This window comes from Paenibacillus cellulositrophicus, from assembly GCF_009363095.1.
In the GTDB taxonomy this organism is placed as follows: Bacteria; Bacillota; Bacilli; order Paenibacillales; family Paenibacillaceae; genus Paenibacillus_AQ; species Paenibacillus_AQ favisporus.
Genome location: NZ_CP045295.1, coordinates 4,482,810 through 4,499,827 on the forward strand (window position 1 = coordinate 4,482,810; position 17,018 = coordinate 4,499,827).

Below are 17,018 nucleotides of genomic sequence, written 5' to 3' on the forward strand. Positions count from 1 at the left end.
TTGCTGAAATTTGGATTTTCTTGATCAGCCCGTCCATGCGCTGCGTTTGGGGCTCACGTTCTCGGACATATAATTCCAATAAATTTTATCGGATTTATAATAATTTCCTTCTTTTCAAACCTCACAAAGTATGAGAAAATATGAAAAAATTCGCGTGTGGAATCATTTTCCACAGACACATGAAGGAGGATCCACCTATGTCCGAGAAACGCCCATTATCCATTGAAACGCTCGCCGTCCATGCAGGCCAAGAAATCGATCCTGCGACTTTTTCGCGTGCCGTGCCGCTCTATCAAACGACGTCTTACGGATTCAAGGACAGCGATCATGCCGCCAACCTGTTTGCTCTGAAGGAGTTCGGCAACATTTATACCCGCATTATGAACCCGACCACCGACGTATTTGAGCAGCGCATTGCAGCCCTGGAAGGCGGTGCCGGAGCGTTGGCGGTTTCCTCCGGACAGGCGGCGATCACCTTCTCCATCCTGAATATTGCCGGTGCCGGGGATGAGATCGTCTCGTCCTCTACACTGTACGGCGGAACCTATAATTTATTTGCCAATACGCTGGCGAAGCTTGGCATTAAAGTGCACTTTGTCGATGCCAGCAACCCGGAGAATTTCCGCGCAGCCATTACGGATAAGACGAAAGCGCTGTACGCCGAAACGATTGGCAACCCGAAAGGGGACGTGCTTGATGTGGAAGCCGTTGCCGCCATCGCCCATGAGAACGGCATCCCGCTGATCGTGGACAACACATTCCCGAGCCCTTATCTGCTGCGTCCGATCGAGCACGGTGCCGACGTCGTCGTTCACTCGGCAACGAAGTTCATCGGCGGCCACGGCACGTCCATTGGCGGCGTGATCGTCGACAGCGGCAAGTTTGACTGGGCGGCCAGCGGCAAGTTCCCGGGACTGACCGAACCGGATCCAAGCTACCACGGCGTCGTGTATACGGAAGCTGTCGGCCCGATCGCCTACATTATCAAGGCGCGCGTACAGCTGCTCCGGGATTTGGGATCGGCGATCTCCCCGTTCAACTCGTGGCTGCTGCTTCAAGGTCTGGAAACGCTGCACCTGCGGATGGAGCGGCACAGCGAAAATGCGCTGAAAGTCGCGCAGTTCCTGGAGAGCCACGATGCGGTAGAGTGGGTCAGTTACCCCGGCCTCGCAAGCCATCCTTCGCATGAGCTGGCGAACAAGTACCTGCCGAAGGGACAGGGAGCGATTCTGACGTTCGGCATCAAGGGCGGCACGGAAGCAGGCCGCAAGGTGATCGAGAACGTGAAGCTGTTCTCCCATTTGGCCAATGTCGGCGACTCTAAGTCGCTGATCATCCACCCGGCCAGCACCACGCACCAGCAGCTGTCGGAAGAGGAGCAGGTGGCCGCCGGGGTGAATCCGGAAATGCTGCGGCTGTCGATCGGTACGGAAGCGATTGAAGATATTTTGCACGATCTGGAGCAGGCCATTGAGGCCAGCCAGCAAGCTTAAGCCATCCAAAGCTATATAAAGCTATAGAAGTTAAACCCCGTCCTTATCCTGATCAGCCGCCTCGTTTGAGGCGGCTTTTTGTATTGTGAATCGTAAGCTTGCCCAATGGGGGCTCTCCGCCCGCAGGCTTTCCTTGGGAAACCGCGCAAATTCCGTATATTTCGCCCTTTCGGCTAATATTCTGTAGGGTATATAGATTGAACTCAAGTTTTGAATGAAACCCTCATTGTAACGGCTTATCCAAGTCTTTCAACATGAATTTCTTGAGTTCATTCTGTACAGCAATTTACGCAAGTGGAAGCTCATTTATCTCTGAAGAGAGGGTGGACAGCCAAAAATGAAGGGTGAACGGTGTCAGAACAGCTTCTGCCAATTCGGCTCCTGCCCCGCACCTTGCGGTGTGGAAGCGGTTCACCAGCCGGCATGCGGACAAATGGGCGGGACCGCCCGTGACCGGCGTTCCGGCAGGGAAGAGGAGAACGGCCGCCAGGAATCGGATGCCCCCCACTTGGAAGATGCCGGAGACTACGCAAGGGCAGGCTCCCTTCCCGAGATCGCATCCCTGGTAGAGCTTGCATCCATCGGCTCGATTACAAGGGAGAAGGCGCTTCTGTCCGCGGATTCCGAGCGGATTGGGGAAATCCTTCAGGAAGCGGAGGAATACCGGTCCAAGCCAGAGGAAGGCACGACCCCGGAAATGCTGTTGGATTGGAGTGATTCCATGCGCAGTTTGCGGGTATATACGGAGGAAGCTCCTTACCTGTACCGGCAAAACGAACGCCTGGACGGAGCGGCCGGTCTAGTGCTGCTTCGGGAAGAAGAGTGGCTGAGAACCGGCCATCTGAAGGAAATTTATGCGGAGTGGCTCAATCGGGATCCGGGAGATGACGGCCGCGAACGGGAAATTCAGGAGCGACTGATGAACCGGTGGAAGGGGCATCTGGTGAATCTCTTGCACAGCCTGCAGGGAGCACCGCTGACGGTGGCTCTCGTGTCCGGACGCCTGAAAGACTACCGTAAGCTGAAAGGCGACGCGGCGCTGGACATTGATATGCTCCGGGATATTCAGCTGGAAGCCCTGTTTCGGGCCGCCCAGTCCTGCCAAATGCAAAGGATCGACTGCAGTCTGGAACTGCTGGTTCCTTATCCGGAGGACGGGGAGGCTTTTCATAGGATTCATGATTTTATCGATCGGGTCGGCGAGGAAACCCTTTGTCACCAGCGCAGATCCTTAAGATACCGGGTCGGAGCGATGCTGGATTGGGACGTTCGCGAAACAGCCGCTGCGGAAATCGCCAGGTTCGCGGATTTCATCGTGATCAACGGGAAGCATGAAGGGGCCTGGCTGATGGAGTACCTGGTCAGCGAAGAGGAGAGGGGAAAAGTGCTCAGTGCGGGCATTCCGTACAGCGTGCTGGAAGAACTGGTGTACAGCATCCGCCGGACGAAGCCGGCCATTCGAATCTGCCTCTCCGGGGCGGTAAAACCGTCGGATCTCGCTTATGTTTATCGTTTGGGGCTGAACGCGGTCAGCACGGTTCCCTCCGAGCTGCCGGGTGTGCGGCTCGCCGCAGCGCAGTGGGAGCTCCTGGAAAGGCAGCACGAACAAAGGCGCAGATCTGCGCAGGGAAGAACGTAGCCGCTTTTGATAAGAAAACCAATCGAGGCCCTTCAAGGATGAGTGACCGCGATAAAATGTAGGTTTTCTTGCGATATAGAATTTCATCAGCTCTGCTGTTAACGAATACATTCTATATCTAACACGAAGTAATTCGGGAAGCTGATTCGGCATCGAACACGCGCTTTATAGGATAAATGATCAATAGGCTTAATGATTGCTGGGGCAGGAAGGTCTGCTGCGGATTCATTAAGCCTATTTTTTTGCGTAAAAAATAGCATACCCGTTTACTTTTTATGGGAGGACGCGTATACTGTAATTAACAAAAAGTTTCCTTAACACAAAATTATTGTATTGACGCAAAAATGATTATCATTCTCATTTAAAAACAACAATCGCGAAGGAAGAAAGGTTCGTCAGAGGCGTTCCGTTTCCATCCGCATACCATGCTGCTCCGGCTAGTCCGGAGCAGCATGTGCCATTTTAAGGGGACTAATAATGCTATTCATTCTCATTAGGAAGGTGATCACTCATGGAAAACATACGAAATGCTCCTGCTCAATCGATCCAGCGTCAGGCCAATCTGAACCGCCCAGGTCCCGGAAAGAAGGGGCGCTTTGATCTACGCTCGCTGATCCGCAATTCGGAAATGCAGGCGGCGCTGGCGAGCGGACTGCTTATGCTGGGCGGCTGGGCGGCCAGCTGGCTGTCCGCTCCGGCCTTCGTGTCGATCGGGCTGTATATTCTGTCCTATGCCGCAGGCGGCTGGCTGAAAGCGAAGGAAGGGGTCGAAACGCTGATCCACGAGCGCGATCTGGACGTCAACCTGCTGATGGTGGCTGCCGCGCTGGGTGCCGCAAGCATCGGCTACTGGAACGAAGGCGCCATGCTCATCTTTATTTTCGCCCTGAGCGGAGCATTGGAAAGCTATACTACCGAACGAAGCAAAAAGGATATTTCGTCGCTGATGGCGCTGAAGCCGGAAACCGCGCTGCGGATTCAGGACGGGCAGATGAAGCTCGTTCCGATCGGGGAGCTGGCCATCGGCGACCTGGTCCTGGTCAAACCGGGTGAATTGATCCCGGTGGATGGAATCATCCAGAAGGGGAGCTCCTCGGTGAACCAATCGTCCATCACCGGTGAATCGGTCCCGGCCGACAAAGCCGCGGGCGACGAGGTGTTTGCCGGAACGCTGAACGGGGAAGGCGTGCTGTACGTGGAGGTGTCGCGCTCGGCGGAGTCCACCGTCTTTGCCAAAATCGTGAAGCTCGTGGAGGAAGCCGAGACCGAGGTTCCGGATTCACAACGTTTCATGAAGCGGTTTGAAGCCATTTATGCGCGCATCGTGGTGGCGGCGACGCTGGTCCTCATTTTCCTGACTCCGTTTGTGCTGGGCTGGAGCTTTGGAACTTCCTTTTATAAAGCGATGGTGTTTTTGGTGGTAGCTTCGCCGTGCGCACTGGTGTCTTCCATTATGCCGGCGATGCTGTCCGTTATCTCAAACCGGGCACGCCGGGGCATTCTGTTCAAGGGCGGTGCGCATGTAGAGAACATGGCGCTGACGTCCGTGGTTGCTTTTGACAAAACAGGAACGCTGACGCTCGGAACGCCGCAGGTAACGGATTTCATTCCGGCGTATGGATACGACTGCCTGGAGCTTCTGGGCATTTGCGCATCCGTGGAACAGCTGTCCGAGCATCCGCTGGCCAAGGCTATCGTGGTGAAAGCCGAGGAGGAGGGGGCGATGCTGCCTTCAGCAGAATCGGTGACCTCGCTGACCGGCTGGGGTATGGAAGGCTGGGTTCAGGGCAGACGCTGGCGCATCGGGAAGGCGGATATGCTGGATCAGGCCGACCCGTCCGGCGAACATGCCGCATGGCTCCGGCAGCGTCGGGAGCTGAACGCGGCTGGCAAAACCGTGTCCGTGATCCTGGACGGAGAGCGGATTGCCGGGCTGGTCGCACTTGCTGATGTGATCCGTCCACAGGCGGCCGCGGCCGTGAAGCAGCTGCAGTCGATCGGCGTCAAGGTCGCGATGCTGACCGGCGATCACAGCCTGACGGCGAACGCCATCGGCAGCAGCATCGGGGTTGATCACGTCTTTGCCGATTTGCTGCCTGAAGAGAAGGTCAACCATGTGAAACGGCTGCGCGAGCAGTATGGCCACGTGGTGATGGTCGGCGACGGCGTGAATGACGCACCTGCACTGGCTACGGCCACCGTAGGCATGGGCATGGGGATGAACGGGAGCGGCACCGCGCTCGAGGTGGCGGATGTCGTTCTGATGAACGACAACATTGAGGAGATTGCCTCAACGATTACCCTCGCCCGCCGCGCCCGGCGCATCGTCAAGCAGAACATGGTGTTCGCCGTGTCGGTGATTTTGCTGCTGATGGTCAGCAACTTTGCCGCCGGCATCGCCCTTCCGTTCGGCGTGGTCGGCCACGAGGGAAGCACGATCCTTGTCATTTTGAACGGACTCCGTCTGCTGCGGTAAGTGCAGTGTCGAGACCGAAGCGGCTCATAAATGAAGGAACCTCCGAAGGAGAATCGGAGGTTCCTTTTTTGCGCGGAAGGAAATTGTTAAACGATTTGTAAAAATTAAATTGTTCACAATTCAGGTGAAAGGCATGTATACTTAATCTATTGACATCTTATGAAAAATGTATGATAATGATTATCAGATAATAATTATTTTAAATTAAATGATAAATAGATCCCGGACAAACCCGCTAAGGGACGATGCCCGGGAACGGGAAGCTTGGAGGGAGATCCTATGTATAAATCCGTAATTATCGGGACAGGACCTGCCGGATTGACGGCAGCGATTTATTTGGCACGGGCCAATATGAGTCCGCTGATTATTGAAGGGCCGCAGCCTGGGGGTCAGCTTACAACGACAACGGAAGTTGAGAACTTTCCGGGATTCCCCGAAGGCGTGATGGGACCGGAACTGATGGATAATATGCGCAAGCAGGCGGAGCGTTTCGGCGCTGAATTCCGCACGGGATGGGTGAACAACGTAGAACTGGGTGCACGTCCGTTCAAGCTTGACGTGGAAGGCATCGGCCAGATCGAAACCGAGACGCTGATCCTGTCCACTGGTGCTACCGCCAAATACCTGGGCATTCCCGGGGAGCAGGAGAATGTCGGACGCGGCGTAAGTACCTGCGCGACCTGCGACGGATTTTTCTTCCGCGGTAAAGAAATTATCGTGGTCGGCGGCGGCGACTCCGCGCTCGAAGAAGCCGGCTTCCTGACACGCTTTGCGTCCAAAGTGACGCTGGTACACCGCCGTACTGAGCTGCGCGGCTCCAAGATCATGCAGGACCGCGTGCGTGCCAACGAGAAGGTAGAATGGGCACTTAACCGTACTCCGCTCGAGGTTGTGGCTGACGAGCGCGGTGTGAAAGGCCTCAAAGTGCTGAACAACGAGACAGGTGAAGAGGAATTGATCGAAGCAAGCGGTGTGTTCGTTGCCATCGGTCATCACCCGAATACCGGATTTTTGGGCGGCCAAATTACGCTCGACGAGAACGGCTACATCGTTGTGCAGCCGGGAACGACCGAAACGAACATCCCTGGCGTCTTCGCTTGCGGCGACGTTCAGGACACCCGCTACAGACAGGCCATTACGGCAGCCGGCAGCGGATGTATGGCAGCAATCGATTGCGAGAAGTATATTGAAAGTCTGGAGCACAGCGCAGTCGCTCTGTAATGGATGCATGATTTGGACCGATCAGGCCGGCGCAAGAGCCTGTTGACATACACGACATTTTCACAATATGAGGTGACCTAAAGCGATGGATAAAGTGATTGTATATACCAGCACCAACTGCCCTCACTGCCGTCAGGTGAAAGGATACCTGACCGACAAGGGCATCGAGTTCGAAGAACGCAACATCGAGCAAGACGATGAGTATGCACAGCAGGTCTGGGACATGGGCGTTCGCGCCGTTCCTTTGACTGTCATTGGTGAGAACCGCGTGCTGGGTATGAACACAACCCAGTTCGAGAAGTTTTTGAATCAACAATAATTTTTCTGTTCATTCTATATAGAATGAACTAAAGAAATCAATCAAAGTTATATGCCATATTGGACTGTTATAACAGGGAGTTTAATGCAATACTTTAGTTCAATCTATCTATAACCGCTAAATTAGAGGTCGTCCCCTGGAGCAGAGATGCTGCCGTCGGGGCGGCCTTTTTTTCGTAGGCGCAAAAAAATAAGGGATAACCGCCAAAGGCGGGCCGCGATCCGGGCCGCTCTGGGGTATCCCTAGGCTTGTTTACATTTAAAAACGCTGTCAAAAGAACAGCTTCCCGACCAGCTGCAGCACGAAGTAGATGATAATGCCCGTCGCGATGAGCGTGAATCCGGCCTTGGGACGGCCCTGAAAAAAACGCAGAATGGCCAGGCTGAACAGCGGGGCGATAATCAGCAGAAACAGCAGCACGGTCACGAATACCTCGACCGATATATTGGAAATATCCACGTAAGTCACGGACAATCTCTCCATTCCTAAGGTAAAATCATCGGGTTTACCAACGTCCACAAACAATCATTTCTATACAACATTCCTATTATATACGAAACCCGCCCTTCTTTTCCGTAGATTCGGAGGAAAAATACGTCGATTTTTCGTCAAATCCTGTGCTAAGGACGAAAAAAACGGAAGCATGAGAGATCCTGCCGAATTGACATGTCCAGGAAGGAAAACGCCTGTAAAGTCCGAATATACTTAGAAAAATAGATTCGGAAGGAATGAAACGCATGCATACATCACAGGTACTGCAAGAACTGCTGTCCGCAAGAATGGTTGCGATCGTCCGGGGGATCACCCGGGATCAGGCCAGGACGGCAGGTGAGGGACTGATTGCCGGAGGCGTCCGGCTCATGGAAGTTACGCTGAATACCGATGGGGCGCTGCACATGATCGAAGGCTGGCGCTCGGCATACGACGGACGAGCCTATGTAGGCGCCGGAACCGTATTGAACCTGGCCATGGCCAAGGAGGCGGTTCAGGCTGGAGCGCAGTTTCTGATCTCGCCCAATGTCGATCAAGCCGTCATCTCCTTTGCTTTGGAGCAGGGCATCGACGTATGGCCTGGCGCCATGACGCCGACAGAGATTGTGGCCGCTTACGAGGCCGGTGCCAGCGCAGTGAAGCTGTTCCCGATGGGCAGCCTCGGAATTGGCTATTTGAAAGAGATCCGTGCGCCGCTGAATCATATACCCCTGATGGCTACAGGCGGGGTGACGATCGGCAATATTGCCGATTATTTCGAAGCAGGGGCGTGCGCGGTCGGGATCGGCAGCTCGCTGCTGCCGAAGGCGGAGCTGGAGTCGGGAAATGTCGAGGCCGTCCGGGAACGGGCTGCGGCATTTGTGCAGGCGGCTGCCCGAACAGAAGCGGACAAGTAGTGGAGCGGCAAGAGGTGCTTTAAGCCAGCAGGAGGCAGCGGGTGTGCTGCATGGAATCGTTCGTTAGCCGGTCACAAGCCGCCGCAGATGGCCGTTCACAAAGCAGCATACAAGCGGTTGTGTCATAACTTGCCCATAGCTGGAATAGAGTCATTTGGAAGGGCCATTATCATGTACGGGTGGGCTCGTTCGGCCATGGGATGACAAAAGCAAAGCGGTAAAGGTGTGGACCGGCATGATGGTCAGGAAGGGAGGGGGCCATATGATTGTAAAGCGCTTCTCGCTCGTCTCGGTGCTGCTCTTTGGAACGGTGGTTGCCGCCGCCGTTTCCCCGAGCATTGATTGGCAAAGGGTATATGCGGCCGCAACCTCTCCGGCGAATGTGGTCACGACCGTGGACGGGATTCAGGCGAAGCTGCTGGCCGCCATGAATCAGCGCCTGGAGAAGATTCAGTTTGTGTACCAGGGCAAGACGTCAGCCCTCAAGAGCCAGCTGAAGAGCGCCCTCGAACAGGCGCTGGAGAGCGATCCCTACATCAATTACACGATCGAAAGCTATGGCTACTCCTACAGCGGCAGCTCGAAATCGGCCACGGTGAGTGTGCAGCTCCGCTACCGGGAAACGGCCGCACAGACGGCTTACGTCGACCAGCGGGTGAAGGCGGTACTCGGCAGCCTGATCCGGCCCGGTATGAACGATCATGAGAAGATCAAGGCGATCCATGACTGGGTGATACTCCATTTGAAATACGATATGACCCTTCAGAAATACACCGCTTATGATGGACTCAGCTCGGGCAGCACGGTCTGCCAGGGGTATTCGCTGCTGACGTACAAGATGCTGAAGGAAGCCGGAATTCCGAATAAAATTGTGGAAGGCACCGCCGCTCCGAGGGATACGGGCGTAAGCCAGCTGCATGCCTGGAATCTGGTGCTTCTTGACGGCAAATGGTACCACTTGGACACGACCTGGGATGATCCCGCTCCGGACAAGGCCGGCGAGGTCGGTACGGGCTATTACCTGCGCACGGACGCGCAGATGAGGAAGGACCATGCATGGACCAAAACCTATCCTGCTGCAGTGACCTTGTATCGCGACACGCTGTCCGGCCTGATCCGGCAGGGAGGAAGCCATCTGGCGTTTTACCAGAAGCTGCAGGAACAGCTCGAATACCAGCTGTATGATCCGGCGCAGATCGTATCGACATCCGCCCAGCTCAGCGCCAGGGCCAAACCGGTAGTCGCCGCGGGAGGGAACTCGCTGCTCTTCCGGTTCCACGGGAACAAGGAGCAGCTGCTCGGCGCCCTGCAGGATTTGTACCGGCTTGGGGTGAGCTCGATCTCATACACGCAAAGCCCGCTGGATGAGACGGAGGATCTGAGAATTTACGTCACTTGGAAATAGGCAAAGCGTGTATTGGCGAGCGAGACTCGCCGGAATGCAGCAGAAGCCCCCTCACTCCGAAGCCCAGGAGCTTGGCAGGAGGGGGCTTTTTGGTGTTTGGCGAAAGCCATCAGCACATAAAAAAGGAGACTCACATGTTTATCAGTGAGTCTCCTTTTTATGTCACCGCGGATCGTGGCTGGTCAGGTCGCACTGCTCCAGCGGGGTCAGCTTGGTTTTCTTTTTCCACTTGTAGCCGAACCATACGGCCAGGAACAGCGGAATGCTGACATACGTCACGAGAATGCCGTACCAGTCGATTTTGCTGCCGGTAAATGCTCCGGTGTTCTGTCCCAGGATCGCGATAATGCACAGGATAAAGGCAAAGATCGGTCCGAACGGGAACCAGCGCGCCCGGTAGGGCAGCTCGTCCAGGGAATGTCCTTGGGCGAGGAAAGCCCGCCGGAAACGGTAGTGGCAGACAGCGATGCCGAGCCAGTTGATAAAACCGCACATGCCGGAGGCGTTCAGTAGCCAGTTGTACACGACCCCGTCGCCGAACAGGGAGGCCAGAAACGCCAGCATACCGATCGCCGTGGTGATCAAGAGAGCGTACACGGGAACGCCGCGGCTGTTCAGCCGGCTCAAAAATTTGGGTGCCAGGCCGTCCTTGGCCATGGCATACAGCACACGGGTGGAGGCGTACATGCCGGAGTTGCCCGCCGACAGCACGGAGCTCAGAATGACCGCGTTCATGACGGACGCCGCAAAAGCCAGACCCGCCTTTTGGAATACGAGGGTGAACGGACTGACGCCGATATTGTTCAGATCGGTCTTCAGCAGGTTCGGATTCGTATAAGGAATCAGGAAGCCGATGACGATGATCGCCAAAATGTAGAAGATCAGGATCCGCCAAAATACCTGCTTGATGGCGCGCGGCACGTTTTGGCGAGGATTTTCGCTCTCCCCTGCGGCGACCCCGATCAGCTCGGTTCCTTGGAAGGAAAAGCCCGCCGCCATAAAGACGCCGACGAAAGCAAAGAATCCGCCATGGAAGGAGCTGCCTCCCAGGTTGAAGTTCTCGAAGCCGACCGGCTTGCCCCCCATGATCCCGAAGATCATCAGAATGCCGACAATCAGGAAAATAATGACGACCGCGATTTTAATAATGGCAAACCAGTATTCGGATTCGCCGTAGCCCTTGGCTGATAGAATATTGAGGGCAAACATGATAGCGAGAAACAGCAGACTCCACAAAAAGGAGGGAGAGTCCGGAAACCAATATTTGATAATGACCGTCGCCGCGGACAGCTCGGCCGCGATTGTGATCGCCCAGTTGTACCAGAAGTTCCAGCCGACGGCAAACCCGAAGGCCGGGCTGACGAAGCGGGTGCCGTAGGTGCTGAACGAGCCGGAATCCGGCATGTAGGTAGCCATTTCCCCCAGGCTTGTCATCAGAAAATATACCATGAGGCCGACGGCGGTATAGGCCAGAATCGCTCCGCCCGGTCCGGAAGAGGAGATGGCGCTGCCGCTGGCCAGAAAGAGCCCGGTGCCGATAGAGCCGCCGAGGGCGATCATCGTCATGTGCCGGGATTTCAGGCTCTGTTTGAGTGCCGTTGCCGGTGTTTTTAAACGCATAAAAAGAAATCATCCCTTCAAATATGAATATGACTTCATGGAGTGGAAGGGGAACAACCAAAAGGGACCCCAGGTATGAAGTACCCGCGGTCCCGATAAATGACGCTATGGCTTCCGCACCCGTGCTTCCATGAAAGATAGCTCATCACGGTGTCTTCATCTTCCTGCAGGAGGAAGGAACACCGCGACAGTTCTGTCCCTTTCGGAGAACAGACCCAGCATGCCAACCGCAGAGCGGGTTCACACACTTCGGCGGAAGGCGCCCTTCACTGTCCGTCACCGGCGGCTCTTACGCCTCGGAACAGCTACTCATCGCTTCCGCAACCTCTACCTCACCTTGGACGGATGAGGTTATCTTTTACATATTTCTTTGTATTGATGTATTGAACACGTAACATAGTAACGTATTACGCCGGGAAAAGGCAATGGTTAAAGCTGGAACCCCGGAAGAGCTGTTCCCTGCAGCCTTCAGGAGCGGCTCCGCTTGGCCATCTGCTGCCACACGGTACCTGCGGCCTGTTCACCGGATTCGATGCGTTCCAAGGCCATCCGCGCCTGCAGGCTCACTTCGAACTCGGGATCGTTCACCGCTTCCTCCAGGGCATCGCGTGCTTCTTCCGTCCCCACTTCGTATAGGAAGCGGGCGGCGCGCCAGCGGACGATCTTGCTGCTGTCCTTCAGCGTCGCCTGCATCGCCGGCGTGGCCGCCGGGTCGCCGATGTCGGACAGCGTATCGCCTGCCGTCCGGCGGACGGTCGGCGAGCTATCCTTCAGCGCCTCGTACAGCAGCTCCATCGCTTCCGGCGTGCGCAGATCGCCGAGGTAGACGACCGCCAGGCGGCGGGTCTGCATCTTCTCGTCATGCAGCGCCTGACGGATGATCGGCAGCCGCTCCTCGGTCGGCTGCATGCCGTCCAGGGCGGCATAGCGAGCCTTCCAGTCGGCGCTCTGCATCGCCTCGGCGAGCTCGGCGTCGCTCAGCTCGCGCCGCTCCTCTTCAAACTCGCTCTCGCTGGCGCCATGGGCGATCGCCTGCTCGATGACCTGCTTCAGCCGATCCTCGGGAAACGCCGCTTCAAGCTCCTGCTCGACCTCACCGGCGATATCCTCCAGCTCCCCGTAGCGGACGCCGTAATCCTTCAGCTTGCGCTCCTTGATCATCGTCGCCGCGGTAACTTCCATTACGGCTTTCGTGAAGCGGTCGGACAGCGCCCGGCGAACCTCCTGAGTGCCCGATTTCACGCGGATCTGCATCGGGATGCCCCGGAAAAACTGCACGAATACTTCCGCCTCGCCGTAGTGGCTGCCCGCTTCCGCGTCTTCTTCCGTGAACTGGCTTGTCAGGCCCTCCTGTCCGAACCGCTCCTGCACTTCGCCGAGGATGGCGGACCAGTCCGCGCTGCCCTGGCGTTCCAAGGCGACAAAGTCAAGGGTATGGAACACGCTCTTGACCCCTTGGATATGCAGCATCTCCCGGATCCAAGCCGGGGCGGAGCGTTCATTGTCAAGCGTATATGTTTTGCGGATACCGGGCTCCAGACTCTCATCCAGGTGCAGCTTCATAGAGTTCGGGCTCGGCGTTGGCTCGATAAATTTGATCTTCACAGGTAAAGACCTCCTTCTTCTTCAATAACTTTTACTATTGAAAAAAATGATACAACTCATTCCTATATAGATGAAACCACCATCTAAACTACAGTTTACCTCACTTTGCCCCCAAACATAAACCTTTTGCCGCGGATAGAAAACAGATGGAAAGACGACAATGACTAAGAGGTTACCAAGCTGCATAGAAGGAGCTGTACTGCCGCGTGATATTCACCATTTATTTCGCGCCGATGCTGATTGTCGTCGTGACGATGATGCTTTTGGCGCTGTACGTCATTCATTACTCCGACCTGCATGACGAATAATTCATAGACTTAGCGGTAAGCAAGCTTGCGAAAGAGACGATGCATTCGAGCGTCAGCTCTTGTGGTACACAGGGTTTCGGATCGGGTAAAATGGAATAAACAGCGATTACACCCGGGAAGGAGGGGGACTCTTGCCGAAGATCCGTTACAATAACATGGATAATGTCAGTACGGATAAAACGTTGAAGCAGTTCAGACAGTGGCGCCAGGAGCGGCGGCAGAAGAAAAAGGACTACAGCTTCCAAATCCCGAATATGCCGCCGGATCTGGAGTATCTGCACGGCAACCGACAGGATACTTCGATTACCTGGATCGGTCACTCCACTTTTTTCATCCAGTATGAGGGCCTCAACATTTTGACGGACCCGGTCTGGGCCAAAAGAATGGGCTTTGAGCGGCGCCTTGGTGCGCCTGGCCTCCTGATCGAAGATGTGCCGCCGGTGGACATCATTCTCATATCGCACTCCCACTATGACCATATGCACATGGCTTCCATCCGGAAGCTGTACCGGGCGGGCACGACGCTGATCGTTCCGGTCGGTCTCCGCGCGAAGATGGTCCGCAAAGGGTTCCACAATTGCCGGGAGCTGAAGTGGTGGGAGCATGTAGTCATCGGCCAGGTGAAGATCAGCTTCGTCCCGACGCAGCACTGGACGCGCCGCACGCCGTTTGACACCAACACCTCGCACTGGGGCGGCTTTGTGCTGGAGCCGCATGAGACAGGGAAAGCCGGTAACGCCGGAGCGGAAGACGGCACCAGGATGCTTCCGCCCAACGTCTATTTTGCGGGGGACAGCGGGTATTTTGCCGGCTTCAAAGAGATTGGCCGGCGCTTCAACCTGCACGTGGCGCTGATGCCGATCGGGGCCTATGAGCCCGAGTGGTTTATGACGTCGCAGCACGTCAATCCCGAAGAGGCGCTGCAGGCTTTTCTGGATGTGGAGGCCGATATGATGATCCCGATGCATTACGGCACGTTCCGTCTCGCCGACGATACGGCCCAGGAGGCGCTGGACCGGATGGAGGCAGAGCGGGTCCGGCTCGGTCTGAGTAAGGAGCGGATTAAAGTGATGCATTACGGGGAGACGCTGACGATCCACCCGGAGCGGAGGTAGTTCCGGATACCGAACAGGAATCGGATACGTCGATAGATCCATACGAAACACCGGAAAGGCCGCCGGGCGGCTTCTTTCCGGTGTTTTTGCATGGGCCCTTCCCTTACACCATGGTGAATTCGAGCGGTTTGGACAACGCCCCCCATCCTTCCATGTTGGGGTCCTTTTGATTATCTCTTAGCGCGAGCGGGAATAGAAATAGATAAAAACGATTATATTGATAGAGATAGCCAATGATAGGACAAACGTCCGGGTAGGGGAAGGAATACCCGGGCTCGGCCGAATCCGCGGGCTATACTTTGTTCCTTCTATTATGAAATGGGCTTCGAACGCACGTTGATTTATGCTATAATGTGCTGAAGCCTACTAGCGAAAGGAATGGTAATACTTCATGATCAGTACAAGCGGCGTGACACTCCGTTACGGAAAACGCGCACTTTTTGAAGATGTAAATATAAAATTTACGCCAGGCAACTGCTACGGTTTGATCGGCGCCAACGGAGCCGGCAAATCGACGTTCCTCAAGATCCTCTCCGGCGAAATCGAGCCGAACCAGGGCGAGGTTCACATGACACCGGGCGAACGCCTTGCGGTGTTGAAGCAGAACCATTTTGAATACGACGAGTATCCGGTTTTGGAAACCGTCATCATGGGTCACAGCCGTCTGTATACCATTATGAAGGAAAAGGATGCGCTGTATGCGAAAGCGGACTTTTCCGAGGAAGACGGACTTCGTGCGGGTGAGCTTGAAGGCGAATTCGCCGAACTGAACGGATGGGACGCCGAGCCTGACGCGGCTGCGCTCCTGATCGGCCTCGGCATTCCGCGCGAGTTGCATGACAAGAAGATGGTGGAGCTCTCCGGCAACGAGAAGGTCCGCGTCCTGCTGGCGCAGGCTCTGTTCGGCCGTCCGAACAATCTGCTGCTCGACGAGCCTACCAACCACTTGGACCTCGAATCGATTCAGTGGCTCGAGAACTTCCTGATGGACTACGAAGGCACTGTCATCGTCGTATCCCACGACCGTCACTTCCTGAACAAGGTATGTACGCATATCGCGGATATCGATTTCGGCAAAATCCAGCTGTACGTGGGTAACTATGACTTCTGGTACGAATCCAGTAAATTGGCGCTGGAGCTCCAGCGCGAGTCCAACAAGAAGAAGGAAGAGAAGATCAAGGAGCTGCAGGCATTTATTCAGCGGTTCTCCGCGAATGCTTCCAAATCCAAGCAGGCGACTTCCCGGAAGAAGCAGCTGGATAAAATTACGCTGGACGATATCCGGCCTTCCAACCGGAAATATCCGTTCCTTCATTTCAAGCCGGAGCGTGAAGCAGGCAAGCAATTGCTGACGGTAGACCGCCTCACGAAGACGGTTGAAGGCGAGAAGGTACTGGATGAGCTGAGCTTCGTCGTAAACAAAGGCGACAAGATCGCTTTTGTCGGCCCGAACGGACTGCCGAAGTCGATGCTGTTCGAAGTGCTGATGGGCAAGGCGGAGCCGGACGCGGGCGAGTTCTCCTGGGGCGTTACGACGACACAGGCGTACTTCCCGAAAGACAACTCCGAATATTTTGACGGGGTGAACCTGAACCTGGTGGAATGGCTTCGCCAATTCTCCAAGGATCAGGACGAGACGTTCCTGCGCGGCTTCCTGGGCCGGATGCTGTTCTCCGGCGAAGAAGCGCTGAAGAAGGCGAGCGTTCTCTCCGGGGGAGAGAAGGTGCGCTGTATGCTGGCCAAGATGATGCTGAACGGTGCGAATGTGCTGCTCCTCGACGAGCCGACGAACCACTTGGACCTCGAGTCCATCACCGCGCTGAATAACGGGCTGATCGACTTCGACGGCACGATCCTGTTCACATCGCATGACCATCAGTTCATTCAGACGATCGCCAACCGGATCATCGAAATTACGCCGAACGGCATCATTGACAAAGTCATGACATACGACGAGTATCTGGAAAACGATGAAATCAAGGCGCTGCGCGAGCAGATGTATCCGCAGGAAGTTTAACACTTCAAGCCATGAAAAAAAAAGCTGCCATTCCCTTAAGCGGGGTGGCAGCTTTTTTGTGTTGTCCGTAAAGCCCGTGGCTTGTTTAGGACCCGCCAGTGCGGCGGCGCTGATTGTTGGGCTTTTTCGTGTTTTGGCTCTTCATCGCGTGCGGGGCATTGCTTTGGAAGCCACCGGGCTTGCCGCCCTTGTTCTGCTGCTTCTTCTGCTCCAGCTTCGCGCGGATGGCGTCGGCCAAATTGACCTTTTTGGCGTCCTGATTATCCGTCATGGGTAGGGTTCCTCCCTTTGGGGTTGTGTCCTTATTCTAGCTGTTTTTGCGGCTCCCCACAAGAGATGGGAGAGACAAAACCTCTTGAACATAAGCAACTATGTTTCTCTAGACCCACACGACTTTCGTTTGCTAGGATAA

13 protein-coding genes and 1 riboswitch are annotated in these 17,018 nt (G+C 55.4%); of the genes, 9 read left to right on the top strand and 4 right to left on the bottom strand.

Features of this window, described 5'->3' with window-relative positions; translation table 11 throughout:
• Positions 1-197 precede the first annotated feature (197 nt).
• From GCU45_RS20105 to GCU45_RS20125, 5 genes are all read left to right on the top strand, one after another.
• Entirely contained in the window at positions 198-1,493 is a 1,296-nt protein-coding gene (locus tag GCU45_RS20105; RefSeq protein WP_152400090.1) for a homocysteine synthase, read from the top strand.
• Positions 1,494-1,830: 337 nt separating this feature from the next.
• Positions 1,831-3,132 carry a hypothetical protein gene (locus GCU45_RS20110; RefSeq protein WP_152400092.1) on the top strand — a complete coding sequence of 434 codons (1,302 nt, stop codon included), beginning with the start codon at positions 1,831-1,833 and terminating at the stop codon, positions 3,130-3,132.
• Between the two features lie 511 nt (positions 3,133-3,643).
• A complete protein-coding gene (locus GCU45_RS20115) occupies positions 3,644-5,608 on the top strand; it encodes a heavy metal translocating P-type ATPase (RefSeq protein WP_152400095.1) in 1,965 nt (654 codons plus the stop codon).
• A 279-nt stretch (positions 5,609-5,887) separates the two neighbouring features.
• Complete coding sequence (trxB, locus tag GCU45_RS20120) at positions 5,888-6,829, top strand: thioredoxin-disulfide reductase (protein ID WP_145142445.1); 942 nt, start codon at positions 5,888-5,890, stop codon at positions 6,827-6,829.
• 85 nt (positions 6,830-6,914) lie between these two features.
• Positions 6,915-7,148: a glutaredoxin family protein gene (locus tag GCU45_RS20125; RefSeq protein ID WP_152400097.1), complete on the top strand. Its 234-nt coding sequence runs from the start codon at positions 6,915-6,917 to the stop codon at positions 7,146-7,148.
• Positions 7,149-7,418: 270 nt separating this feature from the next.
• On the opposite strand, the gene GCU45_RS20130 is transcribed toward GCU45_RS20125, so the two are convergent.
• Positions 7,419-7,616 carry a hypothetical protein gene (locus tag GCU45_RS20130; RefSeq protein ID WP_076176143.1) on the bottom strand — a complete coding sequence of 66 codons (198 nt, stop codon included), beginning with the start codon at positions 7,614-7,616 and terminating at the stop codon, positions 7,419-7,421.
• 269 nt (positions 7,617-7,885) lie between these two features.
• Between GCU45_RS20130 and GCU45_RS20135 the strand changes: the two genes are divergently transcribed.
• Positions 7,886-8,536 carry a bifunctional 4-hydroxy-2-oxoglutarate aldolase/2-dehydro-3-deoxy-phosphogluconate aldolase gene (locus tag GCU45_RS20135; RefSeq protein WP_425281206.1) on the top strand — a complete coding sequence of 217 codons (651 nt, stop codon included), beginning with the start codon at positions 7,886-7,888 and terminating at the stop codon, positions 8,534-8,536.
• Between the two features lie 262 nt (positions 8,537-8,798).
• Positions 8,799-9,941 carry a transglutaminase domain-containing protein gene (locus GCU45_RS20140; RefSeq protein ID WP_152400101.1) on the top strand — a complete coding sequence of 381 codons (1,143 nt, stop codon included), beginning with the start codon at positions 8,799-8,801 and terminating at the stop codon, positions 9,939-9,941.
• A 162-nt stretch (positions 9,942-10,103) separates the two neighbouring features.
• Here the strand turns inward: GCU45_RS20140 and GCU45_RS20145 are convergent, their stop codons facing one another.
• Together GCU45_RS20145 and GCU45_RS20150 are read right to left on the bottom strand one after the other, a co-directional pair.
• On the bottom strand, positions 10,104-11,561 hold the full coding sequence (locus GCU45_RS20145) for an amino acid permease (RefSeq protein ID WP_152400103.1): 1,458 nt from the start codon (positions 11,559-11,561) through the stop codon (positions 10,104-10,106).
• Positions 11,562-11,691: 130 nt separating this feature from the next.
• Positions 11,692-11,899, bottom strand: a riboswitch (Lysine riboswitch).
• Positions 11,900-12,029: 130 nt separating this feature from the next.
• Positions 12,030-13,166, bottom strand: coding sequence for a virulence factor (locus GCU45_RS20150; RefSeq protein ID WP_152400105.1), 1,137 nt, complete (start codon positions 13,164-13,166; stop codon positions 12,030-12,032).
• Positions 13,167-13,605: 439 nt separating this feature from the next.
• Here GCU45_RS20150 and GCU45_RS20155 point away from each other — a divergent pair, with 439 nt between their 5' ends.
• A complete protein-coding gene (locus GCU45_RS20155; protein WP_152400107.1) occupies positions 13,606-14,589 on the top strand; it encodes an MBL fold metallo-hydrolase in 984 nt (327 codons plus the stop codon).
• 391 nt (positions 14,590-14,980) lie between these two features.
• On the top strand, positions 14,981-16,606 hold the full coding sequence (locus GCU45_RS20160; RefSeq protein ID WP_145165009.1) for an ABC-F family ATP-binding cassette domain-containing protein: 1,626 nt from the start codon (positions 14,981-14,983) through the stop codon (positions 16,604-16,606).
• Between the two features lie 85 nt (positions 16,607-16,691).
• On the opposite strand, the gene GCU45_RS20165 is transcribed toward GCU45_RS20160, so the two are convergent.
• The gene (locus tag GCU45_RS20165; RefSeq protein ID WP_076176128.1) at positions 16,692-16,877 is read right to left on the bottom strand and encodes a hypothetical protein; all 186 of its coding nucleotides are present in this window, start codon (positions 16,875-16,877) and stop codon (positions 16,692-16,694) included.
• Between the last annotated feature and the right edge of the window lie 141 nt (positions 16,878-17,018).